This is a genomic window from Alcaligenes sp. RM2 (genome assembly GCF_052931795.1).
This window is the reverse complement of record NZ_JBRFIO010000004.1, coordinates 162,215-187,564: the sequence shown is the minus strand read 5'-3', so window position 1 is coordinate 187,564 and position 25,350 is coordinate 162,215. Positions and strand designations below refer to the sequence as shown.

Genomic DNA, 25,350 nt, shown 5'->3' with positions numbered 1-25,350 from the left:
CATGACTGCACTCTTAACTGTCCAAGACCTGTGTGTCGAATTCCCGACCCGGCGTGGTGTGCTCCAAGCCCTGGATCATGTGTCCTTTTCCATCGCCCCCGGCGAAGTGCTGGGAGTGGTGGGGGAGTCCGGTGCCGGTAAATCCCTGACGGGTTCCTCCATTATTGGTTTGCTCGATGCCCCCGGTCGCATCAGCGGCGGCCAGATTCTGCTGGAAGGCGAGCGCATCGACAATCTGAACCAGGACCAGATGCGCAAGATTCGTGGCCGCAAGATTGGCGCGATTTTCCAGGACCCGCTGACCTCGCTGAACCCACTCTATACCGTGGGTCATCAACTGGCTGAAACCATCGTCACGCACCTGCCTCTGTCCTGGAAACAGGCACAGGAACGCGCCATCGAATTGCTGGAAGCTACCGGCATTCCGGCAGCGCGCGAGCGTATCGACCACTATCCGCACCAGTTCTCCGGCGGCATGCGCCAACGGGTGGTGATTGCGCTGGCCCTGGCGGCCGAGCCCAAGCTGATCGTGGCGGACGAACCCACCACGGCACTGGACGTGTCCATTCAGGCGCAGATTATCGACCTGCTGAAAAAACTCTGTCGCTCGCAAGGCACCTCGGTCATGCTGATTACCCACGATATGGGGGTGATTGCGGAAACCGCCGACCGTGTGGCCGTGATGTACGCCGGTCGCATTATCGAGATCGGCCCTGTACAGGATGTGATCCAGAAACCCAGCCACCCTTATACCCGTGGCTTGATGCGTTCCATTCCCAATCTGCACGCGGGGCTGGAGCGTCTGGAGCAAATCCCCGGCAGCATGCCACGCTTGAACGCCATCCCGCCCGGCTGCGCCTTCAATCCGCGTTGTGATCGTCGCTTTGATCGCTGCCTGGTCGAACGCCCCGAGCTGATGCCTGTTCCCCCACAAACACAGGCGGCCTGTTGGCTGCATGCACAGGAGTCCGCATGAGCGCCCCTAAACAAGCCCTGGTCCAGGTCAAGGACGCTGCCTGCTGGTTTGATGTGTCCCCGCCCTTGCTGGAGCGCCTGGTCTACCGCAAACCCAAAGTAAACCTGCGCGCGGTCGATGGCGTCAGCTTCACCTTGAACAAGGGTGAAACCCTGGCCCTGGTAGGCGAATCCGGCTGCGGGAAATCCACCGTGGCCCGTTTGCTGACGGGCCTGTATTCGCTGACACGCGGCGAGATTCTGTTTGATGGCCAGTCCCTGAAAACCATGGACAAAGCCAGCCAGAAGGCCATGCGCAAACGCCGTCAGATGATTTTTCAGGACCCCTATGCCAGCCTGAATCCTCGCTGGCGCGTGGGCCGCATCATTGCCGAACCACTGGTCACCCACACGGACATGAGCCGCGCCCAGCAAGAGGCCAAAGTAGCCGAGCTGCTGACGCAAGTGGGCCTGAACCCCAGCGACGCCCAGCGTTACCCGCACCAGTTCTCCGGTGGCCAGCGCCAGCGTATTTCCATTGCCCGTGCTCTGGCTCTGCAACCCGAATTCATCGTCTGTGACGAGCCGACCTCGGCGCTGGACGTGTCGGTGCAGGCACAGGTCCTGAACCTGATGAAGGATTTGCAGCGCGAACTGGGACTGACCTATCTGTTCATCTCGCACAATCTGGCCGTGGTGCATCACGTGGCCGACCGGGTTGGCGTCATGTATTTGGGCCGGATTGTGGAAATTGCGCCACGCGACGATTTGTTCGCGCAGCCTCGCCACCCCTACACGCGCATGTTGCTGGGAGCCATTCCCGACATGAGCGGAGCGGGCAAAAGCCGCATCCCGGTCGCTGGTGAAGTGCCTAATCCACTGAACCCGCCATCCGGCTGTACCTTCCATCCACGCTGCCCGCTGGCCAATGATCGCTGCCGCCGCGAAGCCCCGGCTTTGCTGCAAACCGGGCCGCACGAAGTGGCTTGTCATGCTGTAGAAGAAGGGCGCGATCAGGCCTGATCGCTTGCGATGCCAACAGTAAAACCGCCCACGGCAACTTGCCGAATGGGCGGTTTTTTCTGATAATTGAGAATTATTCTCAGTTCTCATTGCCCGATTCTCTACCATTTTTCTGGTCGAGCAGGCACCACTGGAACGCATCATGCACAATGCCGCCTTCTCACCCGACACGGAATCGCTCTACCGAAATTACCACGGCTGGTTGCATAGCTGGCTACGACGCAGGCTAGGTAATTCCTTCGATGCGGCCGATCTGGCCCAAGACGTTTTTGTCCGACTGCTGCAAAAACCCCGTCAATTCGGCAGCGAACCCGAAGCCCGTGTGTATTTGCGGCTCATGGCCAATGGCATGTGCGTGGACTTATGGCGACGCCGTCAGATTGAACAAGCCTGGCTGGAAGAGCTGGCCAACCGCCCGGCCGCCCTGGTTCCTTCTGCCGAACACCAGGCCCTGGTGCTGGAAGCCCTGCAAGAGATAGACAGCATGTTGCGCACCCTGCCTGCCAAAGTGGGCAATGCCTTTTTCATGGCCATGGCCGACGGCATGAGCAACCGGGAAATTGCAGAGGCGCTGGGCGTGTCCACACGCATGGTGCACCGATATCTTAGCCAGGCCATGCTGTGCTGCCTGAAACTGGAAGCCCGCCATACCGCCGCTGACATGCCCGTGCATCAGGCGTCCAGCCTGCCCGAGCCACGCTGATTGCCTGTACGCCCCCCTATGAGCACTTCCGAACTGCATCCCGACGATACGCTGGAGCCTTCATTTGACGCGCTGGAGCAGGCCGCCGAATGGTTTGCCCTGCTGCGCTCGGACGAGGCCTCGGCCCAGGACCGACAAAGCTGGCAAGGCTGGCTGGCCGCTCAGGCCGAGCATCGCAAGGCCTGGCAGTATGTAGAGCGCATCAGTGGCCGCTTTGAACCGATCCAAAGCAGCGACAGCCGCCAGGCTGCCGTCCAAAGCTATTGCCTGGCCAACCGACGAATGGGACGCCGCCGCCAATTGCTGCTGGGCCTGGGCACACTGGCAGGCAGCAGTTTGGGCAGTTGGCTGGCTTGGCAGCATACGTCCTTGCCCGGCACAGTAATGGCCTGGTCAGCCGAGCATCGCACCGCCCGTGGTGAAGTCCACCAACTGACTTTGCCCGATGGCTCTACCGTTTGGCTCAGCTCCGACACTGCAATGAACCACGACTACCGAGGCAATCAACGGCTGCTCTCCCTGGTTCAGGGTGAAATTCTGATCGATACAGCGGCCGATCCTGCACGGCCCTTTCTGGTCGAAACCCGTCAAGGCTTGCTGCGTGCCTTGGGGACACGCTTTACGGTGCGACTGGACGGTCAGGAAACTTTTCTGGCGGTGTATCAAGGCGCGGTACAGGTGGATACGGCAAACAAGCGCCAGCAGCACATTGTCCATGCCGGTCAGCAGACACAGCTTTCGCGTACCGAGATTGCGGCTACCACTGCTGTCCTGCCCGAGCGACAAAGCTGGACCAAAGGCATCCTCGTCACCGACAACACACCCTTGATCGAGGTCGTGCGCGAATTGCAGCGCTATCGCGGCGGCCACCTTAGCGTTTCACCCGAGGCGGCCCAGCTGCCTGTGATTGGCAGCTATCCCTCCACCGATCCGGACCGGGCCTTGAGAATGCTGGAGGGGGTGCTGCCGATTCGCATCAAACGAACCCTGCCCTGGTGGGTCAGCATTGAACTTGCCGAGCCCTGACCTTGATTCAGACACACATTCACGGGCATCAGCCGCCGTGCATGACAAGCCGGTTTACGGGCCTATTCAAGCGGCCCAATGCTTCAAACCGGCTATTTCCACTTTTCCGAGTTCCGCTTTTCCTTGGCGTGTTCGATATACCTGATGAGGGCATCGTTTTACCCGTCTCCTGGCACAAAACCAGAATCTGACCAGGACACATGCAAACCGGCTCGCTCTCGCCGACTACACCGCTTCCAAGGAGCAGAATTCATCATGCCCGGCTATTCCCAGCCTGTCGCCCGAGGGGCGAACTCTTTTGGTGCCATGCACTTTTTCCGACCCGGTTTCAAACTAAGCCCCTTGGCCTGCGTGCTGCAACTCGCCCTGGCCAGCGGTGCATTGAGCCTGGCAAGCTGGCATCCTCAAGCCCACGCCCAAACGATCAACAGTGCGTCTGCCAAACAACAAAGCTACAGCATTCCAGCTGGCCCCTTGAGCACAGCGCTGGCTCGCTTTGCAAGCGCATCCGGCGTACTGGTCGCTGGAGCCGGTGAGCTGGCCAGGGACCGAAACAGCCCAGGCGTTTCCGGCACGTTTTCGCCCCAGGCCGCGCTGGATGCACTGTTGGCCGGTACTGGCCTGACTGCTATTGCCAGCTCGGATGGCAGCTACCATCTGCGCCAAGTCCCAGAGGCACCTGCCGGTGACGTCACCCAGCTGAGCACCGTAACCGTACGGGGACAACTCGATCCCAGAACCGAAGGCACAGGCAGCTACACCAACGCATCGGCAAACTCGGCCACGCGCATGAACCTGTCTGCACGTGAAACCCCGCAGTCGGTCAGCGTGATCACGCGCCAGCGGCTCGACGACCAGGGTTTGCTCACGCTTAATGACGCACTCAAGCAGGCCACCGGCGTCAAGGTACAAGAAGGCGAAGTGCTGGGCACAACCTATCAGATCCGCGGCTTCTCGCTGGATACGGCACAGCTTGACGGCGTGCCTGTCTCGCTGGGCGCAGGCGGCTCGGAAGCGGCCGCCGACATGGCCATCTACGACCGTGTGGAAGTGGTACGCGGCGCGGCGGGTCTGTTGCAGGGGGCCGGCAACCCGGGCGGCACGCTCAATCTGGTGCGCAAGCAACCCACCCGTGAATTTGCCGCCAGCGGCAGCGCGATGGTGGGATCGTGGAACAGCTACCGTGTGGAAGCCGACGTCTCCAGTCCGCTCAACCACAACGGCGATCTGCGCGGGCGGGTGGTGGCCGTGCACGACGACCGCGACTCCTTCGTGGATCACGTCAAGGAACGCAAGGAAGTGCTGTATGGCGTCTTGCAATACGACTTCACTCCCTCCATCACGGCCACCGTGGGGGTGGATCATCAGCGCACCAAGGGTACGCCCAACGGCACTGGCGTCGTCTTCTTTGACGATGGCGGCGATCTCGAACTGCCACGCAGCACTTACCTGGGTGCCGACTGGAACCACCGGGCCACCCGCAGCACCACCGTGTTCGGCGACCTGACCTGGGAGATGGACAACGGCTGGCAGACCAAGCTGTCGGCCAACCGCCAGCACTACGACGTAGACACGGTGTTTCTGTCCGCCTCGGGCGCGGGCGTGGACCGCAACACGCACCAGGGCCCACTCCTGAACTACGCACGAGCCAGCAGCCTGAACCGCACCCAGACCAGCGTGGACCTGTACGCCTCGGGCCCATTCTCCTTACTGGGCCGCAAGCATGAGCTGGTAGTAGGTGCGAACATGCGCCGCAATCCCACCGAAACAGACCAGGTGCCGCTGCGTGAATACGCCCGCATCCGGCCCGATGTCTTTAACTGGGACCCCACCTCGCTGCCTCCGCCCAATATTGGGCCTTATGAATCGCGCACCGCCACCACCACCAAGCAGTCGGGCATCTATACTGCTGCTCGTCTAAGTCTTGCCGATCCGCTTACCTTGATCGTGGGTGGTCGTTGGAGCTGGTGGGACTACAGCAGCGACAGCACCAATCTGCTCACCGGCGCCAACACGGCCTCCTCGAGCTACAAGGTCAGTGGCGAGTTCACACCGTACGCCGGTCTGATATTCGATCTGAACGATAACTACTCGCTGTACGCCAGCTATACCGACGTGTTCCGTCCGCAAAACGCCATCGATCGCAACGGCTCCTTGCTCAAGCCCATCGTGGGTGCCAACTACGAGGCGGGTATCAAGGGTGAATTCCAGGATGGCCGCGTGCAGGCTTCGCTGGCGGCCTTCCGTATCGAAGAAACCAACCGCGCCCAGACCGATCTGGACGGCCCCAAACCGTGCCCCTACACCACCAGCGACTACTGCTCGATTGCCTCAGGCAAAGTGCGCAGCGAAGGGATTGAGGCGGAGTTGACAGGTGAACTGGCCCCAGGCTGGAATCTGACGGCTGGCTATACCTACAACACCACCAAGTACGTGAAAGATGCGGCCAACCAGGGCAAGCCCTTCAACACGCGCACGCCAGAACATATGTTCAAGCTCTTTACCTCTTACCGCCTGCCAGGCTCGTTGCGCCAGTGGACAGTGGGGGGTGGCTTTACGTGGCAGACCAAGTTCCTGTACGAGAACACGGCAGGCACGATCCGTATCGAACAAAATCCTTACGCCGTGGCTGATCTGATGGTGCGCTACGACTTCACGCCCAAGGTTTCAGCCACCCTCAACCTGAACAACGTGTTCGACAAGAAGTACTACCGTTATATTGCCCACGAACGCGCCTACAACTACTACGGCGACCCACGCAACGTGATGCTGACGCTGCGCGCCCAATATTGACGCTGAACGTGATGAACAAGGTACTCAAGCGCTCTGATCGCAGCGCTCTGGGTATCTTGTGATCTGACGATACGCTGCACTACGGCACTGCACCAAATGCCATATTCAGGCTGGAGCGCCAGAAGTCATTGGGCCACGAACGGGCTAAAGCAAAAAACGCGGTGTTTGCTGCCAGAGGCAGTGAACACCGCGTTTTTCAATAAAGCCATCAGCGGGCCTGATGCGGCCCGGTGACATTCAATCAGTTCTGGTTCGCAGGCGCGAAATCGGCCAGGTGGCAGGACAGGATGTCGGCAATGGCACGATCATCCAGGCCACGGGAGCGCAGGTCTGCGGACAGGGCGTCCACATCCACACGAGCCAGTGGACGCTCGGCACCACGAGGGCGGTCGTCGCGTACCACGCGGAAGTCGTAATCGCGCTGGGCGGTCTTGGCCACTTCGTAGTGCATGACTTCATCCACTTCGTTTTCCGGCGTGAAGGTCAGCACGGTAGGGCGCAGGGAATACAGGTCTTCGGAGTTCATCACGTATTCGGTTGCGCAGATGATGACGGTGTCGCCCTTTTGGCAGGTACGGGCCGCCGCGCCGTTCAGGACCACACAGCGCGAGCCGGGTTCACCGAAGATCACGTAGGTAGAAATACGGGCGCCACTGTCCTTATTCCAGATTTCCACAAACTCCATGGGTAAAATGCCCGCTTGTTCGCAGATTTCAGGATCCAGTGTGATCGAGCCGTGATAGTTCAAGTCGGCACCGGTCACCTTGATACCATGCAGCTTGGCACGGACCACTTTTTTCATGACAACACTCTCTAGAAACAGGTCCCCTGTAACGGACACCTAAGCTTGGCTAAAACGCGGCTTGCGCTGCGCCCTTAGCCCGATCAGGGCTGCGGGAAAGACTGCATCATAAACCCAGAAATGCGCGCAAATCCGTTTAGACCCACAGATTTGTACGGGAAAACCACAGCATCAATGATTTGCCTGACGGCCAGTCTGTGCTGTAATCCCCTCTGCCGCGTCGCGCCGGTCTTTTTTATTTTCAATACGATACCGTTTTCCATGCCCAACCTGCTCATCGAGAATATTCACAAACGCTATGGTTCCCTGGAGGTCCTCAAGGGAGTCTCTCTCAGCGCGGAGCCGGGCGATGTCATCAGCCTGATCGGGTCCAGTGGTTCGGGCAAAAGTACGTTTCTGCGTTGCATCAACTTTCTGGAAACGCCCAATTCCGGCCGTATCGTCATCAAGGGCGAGGAACTGAAAACCCGTCTGGACCCCAAAACGGACGAACTGGTTGCGGTAGATAAACAACAGCTCAAGCGCCTGCGCACCAGCCTGGCCATGGTGTTCCAGCACTTCAATCTGTGGTCCCACATGACGGTGCTGGAAAACATTACCGCCACGCCCATTCATGTACAGGGCATGGACAAGGCGCAGGCCATTGCCAAAGCGGAGCTGTATCTGGACAAGGTGGGCCTGTCGCGCGATCTGGCCAAACAATACCCGGCCTTCTTGTCGGGCGGCCAGCAGCAACGTGTGGCGATTGCCCGTGCGCTGGCGCTGGAACCTGAAGTGATGCTGTTTGACGAGCCAACCTCGGCGCTGGACCCCGAGCGTGTGGGCGAGGTTCTGCGCGTTATGCAGAATTTGGCCGAAGAAGGGCGCACGATGGTGGTGGTTACGCACGAAATGAGCTTTGCGCGCAACGTCTCCAGCAAGGTGGTGTATCTGCACGAAGGTCAAATCGAGGAAGAAGGCCCGCCAGAAGAAGTGCTGGTGTCGCCACGCAGCCCTCGTCTGGCACAATTCCTGGCAGCGGGCGGTTCGTCCAAAGGCTAAAAGGCAAAACCGCCCAAAGAATTCGGCCACACTCTGAGCAGACATAAAGCAAACGGCGCCTTGCGGCGCCGTTATGCATTTGCAACCATCCTAATGAAGCCGCCAACCAGCGGCTTCTGACTACAGCCCTGCTATCAGGACTTGGGACGTGGCATATCAAACAAGGCCAGGTCCGTAATCTCAAAGTAATCGCCAGGACCACCACCACGCAGAATCGGACGTGGGATCGCGGTACGGTAAATGCCGTCCACGATGCTGTTGGGCGACACATGCACGCCGACCGCTTCACCCAGCACCATCCAGGTGTTCAGATCCTTGCCTTCCGAGTCTTTCAACTGGAAGTGCGTCGTCACCTTGCACTCCAGCGAGGCATGGCTCTCGCCCACGCGGGGGGCATCAATCAGGCGGGAATCCACAGGCGTCAGGCCCGCGACTTCAAACTCGCGCACATCTTGTTCCAGGCTGGTCATGTTCATGGGTTCGGCCAGATCACGGGTAGCCAGGTTCCAGGTAAAGACGCCGGTTTCAATTGCGTTGCGCACGCTGTCTTTGTAGCCCACGCTGGAAAAAGCGATGACAGGCGGGCGGTAGTTGAACACGTTGCAGAAGCTGTATGGAGCCAGGTTCAGCACACCTTCCTTGCTTTTGGTGCCAATCCAGCCGATGACACGGGGACCCACAATAGAACTGATCGGGTCGTGGCGCAGTCCATGGCCTTGTGTGGGTTCGTAGAAGTGAAAGTCTTTCTGCACGGTTCTCTCTGTTAATAAACACAACAAACTAAACGGGACTGCGGGAAATCCCGGTGGCCCACTGATATACTTTACAACTAAAATAAAGCCGCTGCAAACCGTTGAAACTCAAGGTTTTACGTATCCTTCCTGCCTTTCAGAACCATCTAGGCACATGAAACATGGAAAATAAGCCCGATCACTGGGCACGTGTAGCTTCTGCTGACCTGGAACACGTGCGCAAATCTGTCAGCGATATGTTCAAGTCGCACCAGCTCAAGCAGCTACGTGCCGATCAGACCCTGCAAACCCGGCTGCGACACGCCCAGTTTGGTCAGGTCGCCTTGAGCCGCCTGGGCTATGGCGCCGACGTACACATACAACCCGATCACCTGGCCGGTTTCTACCTGGTCCAGATGCCCCAATACGGCACCGCCAAAATTCGCTGCGGTGGCCAGACTGTGGACTCCAGTCCCTACGCCGCCACGATCCTGAATCCCAACGAGGATGTGGACATGGTCTGGCACGCCAATAATGAGCAATTAATGCTCAAGATAGACCGCAATCTGGTGGAACAGGCCGCCCGTGGCATGGGCCTGGACGTAGGCCCGCAAGGTTTGCTGTTTCCGGTACGCCTGGAAGCTCACACCCAGCCTTCCTGGCAAATCATGCTGCGCTACGTGCTGGACTGTGCACGCAACTACGAAGACATCCGGCGCTCGCCGTTGATTATCAACCAGCTGGAGCAATTGGCGGTGACAACCTTGCTGGATCTGCACCCACCGGCTCAGATTCAGGCCCTGAACCCCGCCCGCATCTTGCCGCGCCACTTGAAGAAAGTAGCCAGCCACTTGCATGAGCAGGCCCATTTGCCGGTCACGGTAGACGAACTCAGCACCATTGCGGGCGTGAGCTCCCGCACCTTGCAGCAAGCCTTCAGAGACCACTACGGCGTCAGCCCCATGCAGTACCTGCGCCAGGTTCGTCTGGACCGTCTGCGCCACGAACTGATCCATTCCAACGAGCCTCACCTGACGCTGGCCGACCTGGCCATGCGCTGGGGCTTTGCCCACCAAGGCCGTTTCAGCGCCGAATACCGCAGCCGCTTTGGCGAAACGCCTAGCGAGACCCTGCAACGAGTGCGCGGCGGCCAGCACTAAGCTGACCGCCTCACCCGTCCTCTCACCCCTTCAAGATACGCTGGGCTGCCAGATAGCCGGATTGACCACCCAAGCCAGGGCCTGGATGCACCGACGCACCAATTTGATGCAGATTGCGCCAGGGCGTGTTGCCATTGCGCGCGTTCTTGTGTCCTGCAAAAGGACGCATGAAAAAGAACTGATCGGGCGAGCACACCCCGCTATACGGATCGCCCCCCACCAGATTCATGTTCAAGGCTTCCAGGTCCGCCGGGCTGACGCTACGACGCCCGATAATCTTGGCGGCCAAGCCAGGCATGACGGTTTCCAGACGAGCCTGAACGCGATCGGCCATAGCCTCGCGCACGGCTTCGTTCCAGCGTCCATCCGCTGGCACAGGAATCTCGCCCGCTTCATCGCCTTTGATGTGACGCGGCAGCTCCTGCATTTGTACCCATAGAATCCAGTGACCTTCCGGTGCACGAGTCACATCCACCGCTACCGGCTGGCCCACGGCCAAGGTCGGTTTGGCAGGCAGGTAGCCATTGCTGGCCGTGACCACCGAGGAACACACCTGCTCCATGCTTTCCGTCACATGCACCATAGGGACATGGCGCAGCTCCGGGTCCACCCAGTCGGGCGGGGAATTCAAGGCAAAGTGTATCTGCATGCCGCCACGGCCATAGTGATAATCCTGGGCGGACTTCAACAACTCGGGTTCAACTTCAGGCAAAAGGTCGCCATACAACTGACCCGGCGTCACGTTACACACCACGGCACGACGCGCCAGGTAGCGCTGCGTACCGACGCACACGCCCGTCGCCTTATTGCCTTCCACCAACACGCGATCCACATGGGAATTGGTCAGTACCGCGCCACCAGCTTCTTCGATGATGCGGGTAAAGGCTTTCACGATCTGATAACTGCCGCCTTTGACGACAGGCATACCACCACTGACCACGGCACTGAACGTCAGCTTGCCGATCAGGGCCGAGCTGGCTTCATCCGGGCCCAAACCGCTATGCAGCACCCAGGGAGCAATCATGGCGCGGGCCAGGTCGCTGCGCAGTTCGCGCATGGCCCAGCGCCGAAAGCTTTCCAGCGCTTGCGAGCCAAAGGACATCAAGCCATCCAGACCCCGTTCGCGCCAGGCACCAAAGGCCAGTTTGGCCATGGGCCAACGGTAAGGCTCACCGCCCAGCAAGCCAAATACCAAACCGGCATCCGGGCCAAACATGCGAGCCGCCATGGCACCCAAGGCATCGCCTTCACCCGGCATCAAGTCATTGAAGCGACGTACAGTGTCGTCCATATCCTGACGCAAGGCCAGCGACGGGCCACCAGGAATGGCCAGACCCGTGCTGTACTCGCCTTTGACAAACTCCAGACCGGCTTTGGCCAAGGGCTCTGCCAGGGCGGCATACGACGCGCCACCCATGAACAGGGGATACCAACTGGACAGAACATCATGGGTAAAACCGGGGAACAGCTCTTGCGTACGGATGCAGCCCCCGGCCACCGCATTGCGCTCCAGCACTGTCACCGACAAACCCCGCTGGGCCAACAAGGCGGCACAGGTCAGGGAGTTCATCCCGCTGCCGACAATGACTACATCAGCGCTGTGCGCATCACTCATTTCAACGGTCTCCGCTAGGCGTGGTCAGGTTGGCGAAACGGCCACGATGAAACACCGCAGGCTCGTGTTCGGTCAGCGTGGTGTGGCGCACCACACGGCCAATAAACAAGGTATGGTCACCACCCTCGTGCTGACGGTAGTTCTCGCACACAAAGGTCGCCACACAGTCGTCTAGCAACGGCACGCCTTCTTCACCATCCACATGCGAGACCAGGGCAAACTTGTCCTTGACCTGGGAGTTGGCAAACCCCAGGGCCACGGGCACTTGTTCCTGGCTGATCACGTTGATCGCAAAGTGGCTGCACTTCTCGAAAATTTCCAGGCTGGGCGAGTGATTCACCAGGCTCCACATCACCAGGGGCGGCTCCAGCGACAGGGACGTAAAGGAGTTGATGGTCAGACCCACCGCCCGGCCATCGGGACAACGAGTCGTGACAATGGCCACACCCGTTGGAAAATGGCCCAGTGCCTGGCGAAACGCACGGCTATCGACCACATTCAGATTGGACGGTGTGGGTTTGGCGTCAGCGGCTGCCAACGCTTGGGCAGACACGGCCTGCCGCTGGGCAGCGGTTTGGGACGGGGAGTCTTGCAGCGTTGCGGTGGGGGTCATGATACGTCTCCTTGAATACTATCTATCAGGCAGCCACAGATTGGCTACGAGTCTTCTCGATCAATGCCTGAGCGGCACTCAGATCTTCCCAGGCCGGGAACAGAACCGGTGGGTGGTTGAAACTGTTGGCCAGGAAATGAGCCAGGGCAGGCGATTGTTGAGCCGAGGTCAACAAGGCAAAAGAAGAGTCGGTTGGTGGCTTCAACATGGAATTGGTCCAGCGCACCACCAGATTGGCGTAATCCCAGTAACGCTCGAACGTTTCCTGCATCCAGTTACGGTCAAACGCGCCTTCGCCACGTTGCAAAATGCTGTCCAGATACACCTGGGCGGCTTTGGCGGCGTTGTTGGAACCTTGGCCGGTAATAGGGTCGTTCACGACCACGGCATCACCCAGACCCAGCACCATGCGGCCCGAAGGCAGCGTCAGCACAGGTTTGCGAACTGTGGGAGGGAAAGCACCGGACAGGTAACCTTGGGCGTCGGTCAGTTCCACATTACGGGCTCGGTCGCCTTCCCAAGGCAGGAATTCGCGCAGGAAAGAAACGCTTTGCTCCAAATGAGCTTCGGGCGTCTTGGCATCGCGGAAACGATCCAGTGGGCCACCGGGCACGCCTTCGAACACCATGATGTCGCAGGGACCGGACAGGGTCAGCGAGGGGAACACAAAGTATTCGCCCACACCGGGGATGAAGTTAAAGGACACGCGCGAGTACTCAGGCGTAGGCTCCAGACCATGTACATAGGTCAGGGCCAGGGCGCGCTGAGGTTTGTCGTACATGGAGCGCTGATCGTCACGCTCGAACAGCTTGACCACTTCGCCTTTACCGGCAGCCAGCATGGTCAGGTCGTATTCCTGGGTGATGCGCTCCAGTTCGGCCACGCCCACGTCTTCCATGATCAGCTTGCCGCCGCGTTGCTCGAACAGTTCCAGCCAGTAAGGCATTTTCACGCGCTGGTCAGTTGCCTGCGCTTCACGATCCAGACGGCCGCTCCAGTCCACGGCTTTGGTGTCAGGCTGTTCAGGATTTGGCAGAGCAAAGCCGATGCCTTGTACAGGCGGACACTCGTCGTCCCAGAAATTCAGGCCCAGACGGCGCTCTACGTCCAGCGCCTCGGCAAACATGCACTGACTGGACATCACGCGGCCACCACGAACATCGTCGGGACTGCGGTTGGTGAAAACGGCTACGTCGTAGCCCTTGGCCAAAAGACCGAATGCAACGGGCATGCCAGCCTGGCCAGCGCCCACAATAGCAACTTTACGCATGATTTTTTCCTTCTGAGGGAGCTAAGGACGCCACTGCGGCGGCGTCCCGGTTTTTCTTATTCAGCCAACTTTGGAATGGCGGGTACACCTTGCTCGGGTCCCATGGCCGAGTAGCCGCCATCAACGGCGTAATCGGCACCGGTCACGAAACTGGCGGAATCCGAGAGCAGGAAGGACACGACTTCGCCCACTTCCTGGGGATCGCCCACGCGGCCCAGCATGTGAAATGCCGAGGCCACGCGATCGGTTTTGGCGCGATCGCCGCCAGTCAGCTCGTCCATCACACGCGACCAGATCCAGCCGGGCGAGACCGAGTTCACACGGATACCGTCAGGAGCAAAGTCCAGCGCCATGCTGCGTGTCAGTTGCAACAAGGCGGCCTTGGAGACCGGGTACAACCAGCGCCCGGTTTGAGCGATCGACGAGGAAATGGATGTGAAATTGACGATGGAGCCGCCACGCGGCAGCAAGGGACGCACAGCCTTGGCAGCCTGCACCGCGCTGACCAGGTTGATATCCAAGGCCTTGAGCCAATCTTCACGGCTGGAAGCCATGCCTTCATCCAGATAGGAACAAGCCAGATTGACCAGACCATCCACACGGCCAAAATGCGCCTTCACCTGCTCGATGGAGGCATTCAGGCTTTGATCGCTGGTAATGTCCACTTCCCAGAATTTGGCTTTGGCAGCATCGTTGCCTACGGCTTTCTGACCACCTGCGGCATCAATATCAAACACGGCCACACGTGCGCCATAGCCCATCAGCACCTCGACCACGCCTGCGCCAACACGTGTTGCGCCGCCGGTGACGATGACTACCTTGTCTTTCAATCCTTTCATCTCGCTCTCCTGCCGCGGGCCCTTAGAACGGAACCGCTACTTTTACAAAAAATTGTTTTCCTTCAGGACGGCCACGCACACCCAGGTCCTGCTGGTACTTGGCCGTAATCAGCAGCCCCTTGTCATTGGCGTAACGCAGGCTGGGACCAATGGCGAAGGCACGGGCCTTGCTGTCACCGGCCATGGGGCCACGGTCGCTTTCAATCTGTTGATAGGCGTAACCACCCACCCCCAGCACCAGGCCATTACCAAAACCCCAACCCACGGCGTAATCGGCGTGAATGGCTTTACCCGTACGGGTTTCGGTGTCGCTGTTGCGGAAGTTGAAGTCCACCATCATCTTCAAATCCAGGTTGATGCCGCTGGGCTGCATGTAGCTGAATGCAGCAGCGGGCTGAATGGCCCAGTAGTTGCGGCCCAGGTTGGCGCTGTCGGTCACTTTGTAGCGACCAGTCGGGGCGACAAAATCCACTCCCAGGATGTAGTGCATTTTCTCGCTGGGGTGAAAGCCCAAGGCCGGACCAAACACCACGTCACCCAGACCGCTACGGCGCTGGGACTGACCAGCGGCCTGTGCCTTGACGGTCAGCAGGGGAGCCAGGGCATGAAATGCCAACTGGCCACCAAACACCTGCTGGTCCGTCACCCAGACCAGACGCGGCGCAACCATTGCCACATCGACCTTGAAGTCAGGAATAGGCAACTTGTCGCCATTCTTGTCACGCACCGAGTCGTAACGCATGGCACCGCCGTACATCAGCAAGTGCACACCGGGCGGCGGCAGGGCGCCACTCATGAAGTTTTCCAAACCATCGGGATAAATAGGCAGACCATTACCTTCAATGGCACAGGCCGGGCCGGCGCCCAATACCCCTGCACCCAGAACCACTGCTGCTATTTTTTTATTGATGTCCCCCACGTCCGTTCTCCTTTTGTTTTTTAGGTATGACGATGGAGCCAATGGTAGAAGTGCTCTTTTTGTCGGTATATCCACTTTGCGCAGCGCCTAGCCAATAAGCGCAAGAAGCCGCAAAAGCAGGGAAAACCCCGATTTGGTTTAGATTTAAAGGATGACGATCAGCAAAGTGGTTAAACGCTGTGTTTCAACGGGTATCTGAGATAATTCCTCGCTTCCCGCCAAGTGAATAATCAATATCACCTGGGCCTGAACACCCAGGACGGCGAGCGATGTGTAATACCGTCGTCATTGGCCTGGCCACAAACACGCCGCTTCATCTCGATGAGCCCAACTCTCTCTTTTGCTGAATCCCGATTCAGCCAGGCCCTGCTCGGCCACCGTTTTGGTGCCTGGGCCTTTATTACTTTTGCGGTGCTGGCCGTGATGGCTACGTGGGCCATTTATTGGCTCACCCCCATGATCTCGGACGACTTCAACTACGCCAACAAAGGCATTGCATGGACGTCGATCAAGCAACATTACCTGCAATGGAGCGGTCGTCTGGTCTCGGATACGCTCTCCAGCGCCATGCTCACGCTGGCTCCGGGATGGCTGAAAGCCACACTGAATACAGCGGCCCTGTTTGGCCTGGTCACGGTACTGACAGCACTGGGGGCCCAACTGGCCGGACGAGCTTTGCGCCCGTCTTTACTGCTGCTGGTGTTCACCTTGTATTGGCTGGTCAACCCCCATCTGGGGCAAACCACATTCTGGTTGGTAGGCGCCGCCAACTACCTGTGGCCCAATCTGTTCAACTTCGGTTTTGTGCTGGCCTTTATTTACTACTTGCAAAAGGACAAGCCCTCTGTGATCACAGGCTTGGCGCTCTGCCTTCTGGGCCTGCTAGCCGGTTGTTCCAATGAAAACACCGGCATTATCAGCTGGTGTTTGCTGGCGTATCTGGGCCTAAGGCACTTTCAGCGCACAGGTTCGCTCGGTTCATGGCATCTGGTTTGGTTGCTCTGTATGGGGCTGGGAGTCGCCGTGCTGGTCCTGGCTCCGGGCAATCAAGTACGCGCAGAGGTCTTTGCTCATTGGTATGACCAGCCCTTGTTATGGCGCATTGGGGAGCATTTTGGTCGTCGTTTCCCGGACGCCCTATTGCGGTACTGGGGGGTGATTCTAATGATGCTGGTTTGGCGTTTTGCCATAGGGCCTGCGTCTTCTGAATCTGTACGCCGGGCAATGTGGCTGCTCATTGGCGCATCGCTTCTGGCCAACGCCATTCTGGTTCTGGCACCTAATATCCCCAAGCGAGCCTTGAATGGCGGCTTGATGTATCTGCTGGTGGCCTTGTCTATTTACGGACATGATTTATTGGCGCAAGGGCAACGCGTTATACCCATGCAGCGCAACCTGTTAGTAACCTTGGGTGCCTGCGGCACGCTATGGCTGGTATCCAGCGGATTAATGTTGCGCAGCTATCACGGCACCTGGGAGCAGGATCAGGTACGACGCGCTATCTTGGCCGATGCCCACAAGCATCAGCGTCATCACGTAAAGCTACCCAAGTATTTTTTCCTGCCCACGTTGCGTTCGCGGGATCGCTTCGATATGCACTTTGACCCCAAAGCCATAGCCCGATACTTCCGGAGCAAGGTGGTGATCAATGAATATGCCGTCAATCAGCACTATGACCAGGAGACGGGGGCACCACCACCCCCGCCTTAAAGCTTGAGGACTTGAGTATTTCCTCCGCTGCAAGCCGCTTCAGGCCCTGGGGGGTCTGGCAGGGCGAGTCAGACTACTTGCCGCAGGCAAGGGAGAGCGTAGGGATGCAAGCATCCTGCTGTTTGAGCCGGGCGCTTGTACTTGGTCCGGGGGACCAAGTACCCGGCGAGTTCAGGATGCGCCCGTAGCTCTTTCTTGACCAGGGCACCGGTGCGCAGCACCGGCAAGTGGTCAGCCCTGCCAGCCCCCCCAGGGCCTGAAGCGGCGTTTTACAGGGAGAAACGTCGATCAGGGCTAAAGCATGGGCCCGATTGCCTATCCTTTGCCCTTACAACAGCCCCTCCCAAAAACATAAAAAAACCCCGCTCTCCCAAAGAAAAACGGGGCCAAAACTGTAGTAGTACTGCGGATTACTTGGCAGCGCTCAGCTCTTTGATCTGCTCGCGGAAGTAGGCCAGAGCGGCTTTACCGTCAATGCCCTTCTTGTCGGCAGCCTTGATCCAGTCCTCTTCAACAAAGGCCAGACGCTCTTTCATCTGGTCTGCAGCTTCGCCCTGGATGCGCAGTGTTTTCAGGCCAGCTGCGGTGTGCTTCTCAATGGCTTGCTGTTCGGCAGCCTGCCATTTGGAACCGAAGTCGTTGGCAATCCATTCGCCGCTGATTTTCTCGATAGCAGCACGGTCGGCTTCCGACAGACTCTTCCACTTGCGCTCGTTCATGAACATGTACTGGCTGGATTTGCCAAAGCCACCGGGCACCGACACGGCAGTCTTGACCAGCTTGTCCAGTTTCCAGTTATCCAATTGGTCGTACTGGAAGTACATACCGTCGATCACACCACGCGACAGCATTTCGTAGCTGTCCGAAGCAGGCGCGTTCACGGTCACAATGCCCAGGGCCTTGCCAATCGCATCAAACAAAGGGCTAGGCGAGCGCAGCTTCTTGCCTTTCAGATCGTCAATGCTTTGCACATTGTCCTGACTGGTGAAGATCACGGTGGCAGGGCTGGTCCACATACCCAGCAGTTTCACGCCCTTGTGCTCGTTGGCACCCATCATGAATTTTTCGTAAGTGCGCCAGTAAGCCACCGAGTTCACGCCGCCGTCATCAGTGGTGAAGGGCAGTTCGGCAAACTCGATCAGCGGGAAGCGGTTAGCCGTGTAGCTGTGTACCGACATGCCCATATCAGCAATACCGTTACGCACCAGATCCAGGTGAGCTTGCGGCTTGCCCAGCGCGTTGATGAACTCCACCTTCACGCGGCCTTCGGTAGCTTTTTCCACTTCCTGAGCCCAGGGCTCAAACATATTGGTCACAATAAAGTGGCCTGGAGGCATCCACTGGGAAAAACGCAGGGTGGTAACTTCAGCCGCAACCGAAGGCATGGTCGGTGCCAGGGCTGCTGCAGCCAGGCCCAGGCTCAAGGCCAATTTTTTGAAAACACGCATCTCGACTCCTCGTAAATTATTTTGCTGCCGGGCCACTACAGCCCGGCGTCCAGGCCACTTGATGGGACAGTAAACAGGTCCTGGACCTGCACACCCAGCGGCTTTACTGCTGCCCGGATCACAACTGCATCCGGGCCGGGTTTACATACTGTTCGGGACAACCAGAACAATCCAGGGGACAAACACCAGCAAGAGCAAACGCACGATATCCATCATTACAAAGGGAGTCACACCCCGAATAATGGTGCCCAAAGGAACATCGGGCATCACGTTCTTGATCATGAAAATGTTCAGACCCAACGGAGGGGTAATCAGACTGATTTCAGCAGCCACCACCACGATGATGCCGAACCACACCAGATCAAAGCCCAGAGAGGCCACAATCGGGTAGAAGATAGGCACCGTCAGCATGACCATGGACATGGTTTCCAGGAAACAACCCAGAACCAGGTAAATCGCGCAGATGATCAGAATCACCACAATGGGCGACACATCAATGCCCTGGATGAAACCCAGCAACTGATTAGGCAAACCAGCCACGGTCAGGAAGTTGGTAAAGACCAGCGCACCAATCACCAAAGCAAACATGATGGCCGTGGTTTGAGCGGCTTCAATCAGCACCGTCAGGTACATGCGAGGCTGCCAGCCACGACGCTTCAGGGTCAGCAAGAAGGTCGCTGCAGCGCCAATACCCGCCGCTTCTGTCGGGGTGAAGACACCCCCGTAAATACCGCCCATGATGACGATGAACAGCACGGTAATGGCCATCACGCCTTTGGTCGCCTCAAAGCGCTCGCGCCAGCTAGCTTTTTCGCCAGGACGGCCCAGATTCGGGTTGATCGCGGTAATGATCATCACCGTGATCAGGTACATCAGCATGGCAATCATGCCGGGCAGGAAGCCGGCGGCAAACAGCTTGCCAATGTCGGTTTCGGTCAAGATCCCGTAGACCACCATCATCACGCTGGGCGGAATCAGAATGCCCAGGGTGCCGCCTGCCGCAATACTGCCGGTAGCCAGACGATCGTCATAGTTGTACTTGCGCATATTGGGCATGGCCACACGACCCATGGCCGCTGTGGTGGCCATACTGGAGCCACAGAGTGCACTAAAGGCACCACAGGCAACAATCGTGGCCATCGCCAGACCACCACGCAGGTGACCAATAAAGGCGTGAGCGGCTTTGTACAGGTCCTTGGACAAGCCCGAGGCATTGACCAGATTACCCATCAAGATGAACAGCGGCAGCACGGTAAAGCTGTAGCTCATGGCCGTGTCGTAGCTGGTCTGCGCCGCCATGGTCAAGGCCGCTTCCATGCCGGTAAAGAAGGCAAAACCCAGCGTACCAACCAGCAACATGCCCCAGGCAATGGGCAAACCCAGAAATAAGCTACCCAGCAGGACAGCCAGTCCGATAATAGAAATCAACATGAAAAAACTCCGTCTTTATCGGCTTGGAGAGCTAAAAATCTTGAACAGGGAAGCCACAGTGGCAATGCCGGTCATGGTGGCGATGATGTAGGCAAACGGGGCAATGGGCACTTGCAAGGCGTTGCTCATATCGCCGTAGTCGGCCAGCTCGTTGGCGTGACTCCACAGGTAGACAGTCAACACGGCCAACATGACGGTAGAGACCACATTGATCACGAATTGCTGGATACGACGCGCCACTGGACCTAGCCAGGCGTCAATCAGACTGACGGTCAAATGTTGCTGGTGCCAGGTAACACGCGGCAAGGCCGCAAAAATCAGCACACCCAGCAAGAGTTCGCTGGCTTCATAAGCGCCCAGCAAAGGGGCGTGAAATACGTACCGGCCTATCACGTCCACGGTAGTGATCCCTGTCATCAGGATCAAGATGACCACACAGGCAGCATCCAGAATTGTCTCTACAACTCGTACTACTCCACGTGAACGCACCAGCTCCATTCCTGGCAGATCGTCGTTCATTACAGCTCCACTCTTTTTGGCCGGCGAAGGCCCGTTTTTTGGGTCATCATGCACCTCGAAAAATCGACGCGCATTGTTATATTTCTGTTCTAAATAGTTTATAGATGAACAAATCCAGGTAAATAGAAAGAAACCCTTAATTCCATCCAAAATCATGGATTCGTGGTTTCTATCTCACATGGCAAGAAATACGGTCACAAACTGCCTCGCTTGTCCTGTGCAAGAGCTGATAAAAATTGCTGGAACAGGCGCGAGTACTGGCTTGGCGCAATGTCGAGCAGGCGAACATTGGCTTTAAGAAGGGCAATAAAAGAATCAGCCCACTAGCAATCAGGCAGCATCCAGACCGGTAGCCAAACCCTGAGGCCCAGGTGTTTCATGTGACAAAAAAAGAGTCGAAAATGAACAGGCCCCTCACGTGTTGGACATACTTCCATGCGATGCGAGCAGGTCTGAAACAGCAACTTTTGACACCAAAAACCGGGGATAAAAAGCCAAAATCGGCCTCTGCGACAAAGAAAAAAACTTAGGCAGCAAAAAATCCCGGCACCGCTGACCAGCCGCCACCAATCAAGACGGTCCCTTCAGCCGTTTGTTTAAACGACACTCGCCGCCAGACATGCTGGAACAGATAGTCCATCAAGGGGGCTGTGCCATCCAAAAGCAAAAACCCCCCTTGGAAAACCAAGGGGGTTTTATATACCGCCAAGCAAATGGACTCGCTCCTGAACGCACTCAAAGCGCGATCACGGGCAGTCCCCTTGCCCGTCAATCAGATCGTCAGCGTACCCACGCTGGCACCACCGCAGACATACAGCGTCTGGCCGGTGATAAAGCTGTTTTCAGGGTCCGAGAAGAACATGGTTGCGCGACTGATGTCATCCGCACGGCCCAGACGCTTAACAGGGATCGCAGCAGCCAGCTTGGCTTCGCGCTCGCTACCGGCTTCAACCACGTCGTAGAACATATTGGTAGTGATGGGACCGGGGGCAATCACGTTGACGGTAATGCCTTGGTCCGCCAGTTCCAGCGCCCAGGTACGGGCCATGCCCAACATGCCCGCCTTGGTCGCGGCGTAAGCCGTACGGGTTTGCAGACCCAGCGCGCCACGCGAAGACATCAGCACGATGCGGCCAAAGTGGCGCTCGCGCATGCCAGGAACGACCGCCTGGGTAATCTGCAAGGCAGCACCCAGGTGAATCTGGGTCAGACCCTGCAAATCTTCCAGCTTGACCTCGTCCAGCAAGGCCGGCCAGATCACGCCTGCGTTGTGGATGAAGTGGGTCACTTCAAAGCGCTCGGCAATATCCTTGGCGGCTTTTTCGGTTGCTGCTGCATCCAGCAAATCCACCTGCACGCAGTGCAGACGCTCGTGCGTCCAGGGCAGGACATTGCGCGCCATGCTGATCACGGTGTAACCCTGATCCAGCATCTTGCGGCAAATGTCTTCACCAATACCGGTGCTGCCGCCCGTCACAATGGCGGTGTATTGAGCTTGTGTCATCTTGATTGTCTCCAGGCTAATTCAGGGCGCAGGGCGCGCCACCAGCACGGCTACGCCGCCAGCATCCAACTCCAGACTCAGGCGCACTTTCTCGTCCGCCTGCCCGCCTTCGGGCAAGTGGGCGATGGCAAAAGGGCCGCAATCCAGGGCAACTGTGCCGATACGCCAGGGCAGTCGTGCCTGAAAGTAGGGTTCGTTGCTGTGATGCAAGGTGGTCGTGGCCTGCAGAACACCCGTGTCGGCAACGGCCTGCCAGTTCAGCGTCGTGTGCAGGCAATGGCCGCACACATCGCGGGCGGGATACTGCACCGTGCCGCAGGACGGGCACACTTGCAGGGCGAATTCGCCGCGTTGGGCGGCTTCGGTCAGTCCGGCTGCCGTGGCGCTGCGTGCACCCGGTGGCAAGATTTGGGTGTCGCTCATGACTGCCCCCGTTCCAGCAAGGCCGCAGCAGTACAAATACCACGGTCGTAATTGATCATGCCAAAGCCGGACACCAGGCCGATGCGGGCATTGGCCACTTGCGTGTCGCCTGCGGTATCCGTCAATTGGCGCAAGGCCTGAACCAGACCCAGGTAGCCGCCTGCTGCACCGGCCTGGCCTACCGATAGCTGTCCGCCACTGGTATTGAAGGGAAAGCTGCCGTCCACCGTAAAAGTGTTCTTGCGGATGAACTCCGGGCCTTCGCCCTTGGCGCAGAATCCCAGGTCTTCAAACTGCAGGACGTTGATGACGGGGTAGTCATCGTAGGTTTCCATGAAATCCACGTCTGCCGGGGTGAGGCCCGCATGTTCGTAGAACGCATCCTTGTCCATGGCCCAGCCACCGCGATGCTGCACAGGGTCTTCAGGGAAAGCGTTGTGACGCTCGATGGTAGAACGGATACGGACATAAGGCAGGCCCAGTGCTTCGGCCTGTTCACGGCGCATGACCAGATAGCCTTCGGCTCCGGCACACGGCATCACGCAGTCAAACAAGTGGATGGGATCGGCAATGACGCGCGCCTCCATGTACTGTTCCAGCGTCAGCGGTTTTTTCATCAGGGCATGCGGGTTGCGCAGTGCATTATCGCGCTGGGCAACGCACAGCTTGCCGAAATCTTCACGCGTGGCACCGTAGTGACGCATGTAGTAGTCCGTCAGCAGCGCAAAGCTGGCGTTGGGGCCACCGGCACCGTAGGGGTAGACGGCATCCTGGGAGAAACGGGAAAAGCCCGACACCGTGTTCTTGAAGGATTCACGGTGGTTGGTATCACCCGCAATACACGCCACGATGGACGCATCGCCACACTGCACGGCGCGGGCCGCACGACGCATGGCCACCACACCGCTGGCCCCACCCATGGGGATATGGTCCAGCCAGCGTGGGCTCATCTGAAAATGCTGCATCACGCCTACGGCAGTGTCCGAACCCAGCGTGAAGCTGGATACACACACACCATCGACGTCGGCTTTTTTCAGGCCGGACTGGGCCAGCAACTGGCCCAATGCCGCACCCAGCCACCAATGCGCGGTCTGCTCGGAATGGCGCTCGTAGGGGATGGTCACCGGGGCGACCAGCACCACATCGTCATAGCCCTGGCGGGCTGCTTGCGGCAAGGCCATGGGCTTAGGCCTCCTGACGTTTTTTCAGGTGATTCGTGTTCACGCAGGCCGGGTTTTCCAGCGCAGCCAGAGCAACCGTTTTCAGCTCACCGCGCTGGATCTTGTTGGTCGAAGTCAGCGGCAAAGCATCCACAAACAGAACGTAGCCGGGCACCTTGAAATAGGCCAGCTGGGTCAGACCCCACTGCACCATTTCCTGGGCAGCCTGTTCACGCTGTTCCTGGGTTTCGATAGGATTGTGCGGCACCACCAGCGCCATCACTTCATCGCCACGGATGGCGTCGGGCACGGCGGCCACGGCAATGGAGCGCACCAGCGGGTGCTGCTGCATGATGTTTTCCACTTCCACGGCAGCGATGTTCTCGCCACTACGACGGATCACGTTCTTTTTGCGGTCCACAAAGTGCAGATAGCCTTGTTCGTCACGGCACACAATGTCGCCCGTGTGGAACCAGCCGCCTTCCCAGGCTTCGTCGGTTGCAGCCGGGTCTTTCCAGTAGCCGGAGAAAAAGCCGTAGCGTGGGTTGTCACCGGCCGAGCGCACCAGCAGTTCGCCGTTTTCACCGGCTTGAGCGGGTTCGCCATCGTCCTTGCGCAACAGCACTTCCACCACGGGCATTTCCTTGCCAAAGCAGGAGGTGCCGATAAAGCGCGGCTCGTGATTGGCGATGATGCTGGCACCCGCGCCGGTTTCCGTCATGGCCCAGGCTTCCAGCAGCGGGAAACCAAAGCGTTCTTCAAAGATAGGATGCAGACCACGGTCCACACCAGCGCCAAAACCAAAGCGCACATTGTGTTGACGGTCTTTTTCGCTGGCCTCGGCCTTCATCAGGATGGCAGGCATCACACCCAGGTAATGCACCACGGTTGCGCCGGATTCGCGCACCGAATCCCACCAGCTGCGTGGGTGAAAACGGTCCAGGGAGATCAGGCAACCGCCGGTCTTGACCATGGCCATGGTCGAGCAGGCCATGGCATTCATGTGGAACAGGGGCAGCGGAGTCAGCATGCGCTCTTTGCCATGCTCCAGCGAAGCCAGACCACCAATGTCGCGGTACCACTCACCGGCGTAATGGAAGTACTGGTTGGACAGCATGCAGCCCTTGGGGCGGCCTGTGGTGCCGGAGGTGTACAACAGAGCACATTCACTGTGTTCGTCAGGAATGTCACAGGAACGGGCGGCGGCGCGGCTTACCATGGGTGGCACATCGCCGTCGGCCATGATGGCAAAGGGCTGGCCTGCACGCTGAGCTGCTTCCACCAGATCCTGGTGACGGCTGGGCAGGGCAATGGCCATGATCATTTCCGAATGGCCGATCAGGTATTCCAGCTCGGCAGCGCGCAAATCAGGATTGATTGGCACAATCGACACGCCCAGGCTGTTCAGTGCGAACCAGTGCAGGAAGAACACGGGGCGGTTCTCCAGCAGGATGCCGACGCGGTGGCCGTGGCCGTAGCCAGCAGCGGCGTAGCCGGCGCGCAAGGCGTCGATACGCTCCAGCGCCTGACCATAAGTCAGCTCGCCCGCTTCAATACCGTAGATCTCGGCGGTCTCAGGCAGGGTACATACAAAGGGCTTGTCGCCCCATTTCTGGGCGGTGTCTCGAAAAGCCTGGTAGACCGTGGTGTTGGCCATCAAAAATTC

The 25,350-nt window shown here is 58.4% G+C and carries 23 protein-coding genes; 8 read left to right on the top strand and 15 right to left on the bottom strand.

Translation table 11 applies throughout. From position 1 onward, the window contains the following. The first annotated feature begins 1 nt into the window (after position 1). From ACU6HM_RS14625 to ACU6HM_RS14605, 5 genes are all read left to right on the top strand, one after another. On the top strand, positions 2–976 hold the full coding sequence (locus tag ACU6HM_RS14625) for an ABC transporter ATP-binding protein (RefSeq protein ID WP_250756410.1): 975 nt from the start codon (positions 2–4) through the stop codon (positions 974–976). Continuing rightward, on the top strand, positions 973–1,977 hold the full coding sequence (locus ACU6HM_RS14620; RefSeq protein WP_446763983.1) for an ABC transporter ATP-binding protein: 1,005 nt from the start codon (positions 973–975) through the stop codon (positions 1,975–1,977). Before ACU6HM_RS14625 ends, ACU6HM_RS14620 begins: the two co-directional genes overlap by 4 nt. 142 nt (positions 1,978–2,119) lie before the next feature. Then, complete coding sequence (locus ACU6HM_RS14615) at positions 2,120–2,680, top strand: sigma-70 family RNA polymerase sigma factor (RefSeq protein ID WP_035269335.1); 561 nt, start codon at positions 2,120–2,122, stop codon at positions 2,678–2,680. 18 nt (positions 2,681–2,698) lie between these two features. After that, positions 2,699–3,706 carry a FecR domain-containing protein gene (locus ACU6HM_RS14610; protein ID WP_446763982.1) on the top strand — a complete coding sequence of 336 codons (1,008 nt, stop codon included), beginning with the start codon at positions 2,699–2,701 and terminating at the stop codon, positions 3,704–3,706. A gap of 255 nt (positions 3,707–3,961) precedes the next feature. Further along, positions 3,962–6,499: a TonB-dependent siderophore receptor gene (locus ACU6HM_RS14605; protein WP_446763981.1), complete on the top strand. Its 2,538-nt coding sequence runs from the start codon at positions 3,962–3,964 to the stop codon at positions 6,497–6,499. A 241-nt stretch (positions 6,500–6,740) separates the two neighbouring features. Here the strand turns inward: ACU6HM_RS14605 and panD are convergent, their stop codons facing one another. Then, positions 6,741–7,301 carry an aspartate 1-decarboxylase gene (gene panD, locus ACU6HM_RS14600; RefSeq protein WP_009461218.1) on the bottom strand — a complete coding sequence of 187 codons (561 nt, stop codon included), beginning with the start codon at positions 7,299–7,301 and terminating at the stop codon, positions 6,741–6,743. Positions 7,302–7,384: 83 nt separating this feature from the next. Next, positions 7,385–7,564 carry a hypothetical protein gene (locus tag ACU6HM_RS14595; protein ID WP_021447139.1) on the bottom strand — a complete coding sequence of 60 codons (180 nt, stop codon included), beginning with the start codon at positions 7,562–7,564 and terminating at the stop codon, positions 7,385–7,387. On the opposite strand from ACU6HM_RS14595, the gene ACU6HM_RS14590 reads away from it, so the two are divergent. Continuing rightward, on the top strand, positions 7,563–8,342 hold the full coding sequence (locus tag ACU6HM_RS14590; protein WP_009461219.1) for an ABC transporter ATP-binding protein: 780 nt from the start codon (positions 7,563–7,565) through the stop codon (positions 8,340–8,342). The genes ACU6HM_RS14595 and ACU6HM_RS14590 overlap by 2 nt on opposite strands. Before the next feature lie 134 nt (positions 8,343–8,476). On the opposite strand, the gene ACU6HM_RS14585 is transcribed toward ACU6HM_RS14590, so the two are convergent. Next, positions 8,477–9,094, bottom strand: a complete 618-nt coding sequence (locus ACU6HM_RS14585; RefSeq protein WP_446763980.1) for a flavin reductase family protein — start codon at positions 9,092–9,094, stop codon at positions 8,477–8,479. Positions 9,095–9,255: 161 nt separating this feature from the next. On the opposite strand from ACU6HM_RS14585, the gene ACU6HM_RS14580 reads away from it, so the two are divergent. Further along, positions 9,256–10,233, top strand: a complete 978-nt coding sequence (locus tag ACU6HM_RS14580) for an AraC family transcriptional regulator (RefSeq protein ID WP_254500122.1) — start codon at positions 9,256–9,258, stop codon at positions 10,231–10,233. 22 nt (positions 10,234–10,255) lie between these two features. Here ACU6HM_RS14580 and ACU6HM_RS14575 read toward each other — a convergent pair whose 3' ends face one another. The 5 genes from ACU6HM_RS14575 to ACU6HM_RS14555 are packed head-to-tail and all read right to left on the bottom strand — an operon-like array spanning position 10,256 to position 15,480. Then, complete coding sequence (locus ACU6HM_RS14575; protein WP_009461222.1) at positions 10,256–11,848, bottom strand: phytoene desaturase family protein; 1,593 nt, start codon at positions 11,846–11,848, stop codon at positions 10,256–10,258. A gap of 1 nt (position 11,849) precedes the next feature. Continuing rightward, positions 11,850–12,461, bottom strand: a complete 612-nt coding sequence (locus tag ACU6HM_RS14570) for a flavin reductase family protein (RefSeq protein WP_026483919.1) — start codon at positions 12,459–12,461, stop codon at positions 11,850–11,852. 25 nt (positions 12,462–12,486) lie between these two features. Further along, the gene (locus ACU6HM_RS14565) at positions 12,487–13,731 is read right to left on the bottom strand and encodes a styrene monooxygenase/indole monooxygenase family protein (protein ID WP_009461224.1); all 1,245 of its coding nucleotides are present in this window, start codon (positions 13,729–13,731) and stop codon (positions 12,487–12,489) included. A gap of 56 nt (positions 13,732–13,787) precedes the next feature. Further along, positions 13,788–14,570, bottom strand: a complete 783-nt coding sequence (locus ACU6HM_RS14560) for an SDR family oxidoreductase (protein WP_009461225.1) — start codon at positions 14,568–14,570, stop codon at positions 13,788–13,790. 22 nt (positions 14,571–14,592) lie between these two features. Continuing rightward, positions 14,593–15,480, bottom strand: a complete 888-nt coding sequence (locus ACU6HM_RS14555; protein WP_035269964.1) for a SphA family protein — start codon at positions 15,478–15,480, stop codon at positions 14,593–14,595. Between the two features lie 330 nt (positions 15,481–15,810). Here ACU6HM_RS14555 and ACU6HM_RS14550 point away from each other — a divergent pair, with 330 nt between their 5' ends. Then, positions 15,811–17,199, top strand: coding sequence for a DUF6056 family protein (locus ACU6HM_RS14550; RefSeq protein ID WP_446763979.1), 1,389 nt, complete (start codon positions 15,811–15,813; stop codon positions 17,197–17,199). Between the two features lie 410 nt (positions 17,200–17,609). Here ACU6HM_RS14550 and ACU6HM_RS14545 read toward each other — a convergent pair whose 3' ends face one another. The 7 genes from ACU6HM_RS14545 to ACU6HM_RS14515 all read right to left on the bottom strand — a co-directional run bounded on the left by ACU6HM_RS14545 (position 17,610) and on the right by ACU6HM_RS14515 (position 25,341). Then, complete coding sequence (locus ACU6HM_RS14545) at positions 17,610–18,647, bottom strand: TRAP transporter substrate-binding protein (RefSeq protein WP_250756400.1); 1,038 nt, start codon at positions 18,645–18,647, stop codon at positions 17,610–17,612. A 141-nt stretch (positions 18,648–18,788) separates the two neighbouring features. Continuing rightward, positions 18,789–20,078, bottom strand: a complete 1,290-nt coding sequence (locus tag ACU6HM_RS14540; protein WP_021447142.1) for a TRAP transporter large permease — start codon at positions 20,076–20,078, stop codon at positions 18,789–18,791. A gap of 15 nt (positions 20,079–20,093) precedes the next feature. Further along, a complete protein-coding gene (locus ACU6HM_RS14535) occupies positions 20,094–20,597 on the bottom strand; it encodes a TRAP transporter small permease (RefSeq protein ID WP_009464436.1) in 504 nt (167 codons plus the stop codon). 772 nt (positions 20,598–21,369) lie between these two features. After that, positions 21,370–22,101: an SDR family NAD(P)-dependent oxidoreductase gene (locus ACU6HM_RS14530; RefSeq protein WP_009463811.1), complete on the bottom strand. Its 732-nt coding sequence runs from the start codon at positions 22,099–22,101 to the stop codon at positions 21,370–21,372. A 21-nt stretch (positions 22,102–22,122) separates the two neighbouring features. Continuing rightward, positions 22,123–22,524 carry a Zn-ribbon domain-containing OB-fold protein gene (locus ACU6HM_RS14525; protein WP_026483927.1) on the bottom strand — a complete coding sequence of 134 codons (402 nt, stop codon included), beginning with the start codon at positions 22,522–22,524 and terminating at the stop codon, positions 22,123–22,125. Continuing rightward, positions 22,521–23,705, bottom strand: coding sequence for a thiolase family protein (locus ACU6HM_RS14520; RefSeq protein ID WP_083055163.1), 1,185 nt, complete (start codon positions 23,703–23,705; stop codon positions 22,521–22,523). Before ACU6HM_RS14520 ends, ACU6HM_RS14525 begins: the two co-directional genes overlap by 4 nt. 4 nt (positions 23,706–23,709) lie before the next feature. Beyond that, a complete protein-coding gene (locus tag ACU6HM_RS14515) occupies positions 23,710–25,341 on the bottom strand; it encodes an AMP-binding protein (protein ID WP_021447146.1) in 1,632 nt (543 codons plus the stop codon). Between the last annotated feature and the right edge of the window lie 9 nt (positions 25,342–25,350).

Bases quoted from the DNA above. Each gene is read 5' to 3' on its own strand.
- ACU6HM_RS14625 (WP_250756410.1), top strand. From the start codon at position 2: ATGACTGCACTCTTAACTGTCCAAGACCTGTGTGTCGAATTCCCGACC.
- ACU6HM_RS14620 (WP_446763983.1), top strand. From the start codon at position 973: ATGAGCGCCCCTAAACAAGCCCTGGTCCAGGTCAAGGACGCTGCCTGC.
- ACU6HM_RS14615 (WP_035269335.1), top strand. From the start codon at position 2,120: ATGCACAATGCCGCCTTCTCACCCGACACGGAATCGCTCTACCGAAAT.
- ACU6HM_RS14610 (WP_446763982.1), top strand. From the start codon at position 2,699: ATGAGCACTTCCGAACTGCATCCCGACGATACGCTGGAGCCTTCATTT.
- ACU6HM_RS14605 (WP_446763981.1), top strand. From the start codon at position 3,962: ATGCCCGGCTATTCCCAGCCTGTCGCCCGAGGGGCGAACTCTTTTGGT.
- panD (WP_009461218.1), bottom strand. From the start codon at position 7,301: ATGAAAAAAGTGGTCCGTGCCAAGCTGCATGGTATCAAGGTGACCGGT.
- ACU6HM_RS14590 (WP_009461219.1), top strand. From the start codon at position 7,563: ATGCCCAACCTGCTCATCGAGAATATTCACAAACGCTATGGTTCCCTG.
- ACU6HM_RS14595 (WP_021447139.1), bottom strand. From the start codon at position 7,564: ATGGAAAACGGTATCGTATTGAAAATAAAAAAGACCGGCGCGACGCGG.
- ACU6HM_RS14580 (WP_254500122.1), top strand. From the start codon at position 9,256: ATGGAAAATAAGCCCGATCACTGGGCACGTGTAGCTTCTGCTGACCTG.
- ACU6HM_RS14575 (WP_009461222.1), bottom strand. From the start codon at position 11,848: ATGAGTGATGCGCACAGCGCTGATGTAGTCATTGTCGGCAGCGGGATG.
- ACU6HM_RS14570 (WP_026483919.1), bottom strand. From the start codon at position 12,461: ATGACCCCCACCGCAACGCTGCAAGACTCCCCGTCCCAAACCGCTGCC.
- ACU6HM_RS14565 (WP_009461224.1), bottom strand. From the start codon at position 13,731: ATGCGTAAAGTTGCTATTGTGGGCGCTGGCCAGGCTGGCATGCCCGTT.
- ACU6HM_RS14560 (WP_009461225.1), bottom strand. From the start codon at position 14,570: ATGAAAGGATTGAAAGACAAGGTAGTCATCGTCACCGGCGGCGCAACA.
- ACU6HM_RS14550 (WP_446763979.1), top strand. From the start codon at position 15,811: ATGAGCCCAACTCTCTCTTTTGCTGAATCCCGATTCAGCCAGGCCCTG.
- ACU6HM_RS14545 (WP_250756400.1), bottom strand. From the start codon at position 18,647: ATGCGTGTTTTCAAAAAATTGGCCTTGAGCCTGGGCCTGGCTGCAGCA.
- ACU6HM_RS14540 (WP_021447142.1), bottom strand. From the start codon at position 20,078: ATGTTGATTTCTATTATCGGACTGGCTGTCCTGCTGGGTAGCTTATTT.
- ACU6HM_RS14535 (WP_009464436.1), bottom strand. From the start codon at position 20,597: ATGAACGACGATCTGCCAGGAATGGAGCTGGTGCGTTCACGTGGAGTA.
- ACU6HM_RS14530 (WP_009463811.1), bottom strand. From the start codon at position 22,101: ATGACACAAGCTCAATACACCGCCATTGTGACGGGCGGCAGCACCGGT.
- ACU6HM_RS14525 (WP_026483927.1), bottom strand. From the start codon at position 22,524: ATGAGCGACACCCAAATCTTGCCACCGGGTGCACGCAGCGCCACGGCA.
- ACU6HM_RS14520 (WP_083055163.1), bottom strand. From the start codon at position 23,705: ATGGCCTTGCCGCAAGCAGCCCGCCAGGGCTATGACGATGTGGTGCTG.
- ACU6HM_RS14515 (WP_021447146.1), bottom strand. From the start codon at position 25,341: ATGGCCAACACCACGGTCTACCAGGCTTTTCGAGACACCGCCCAGAAA.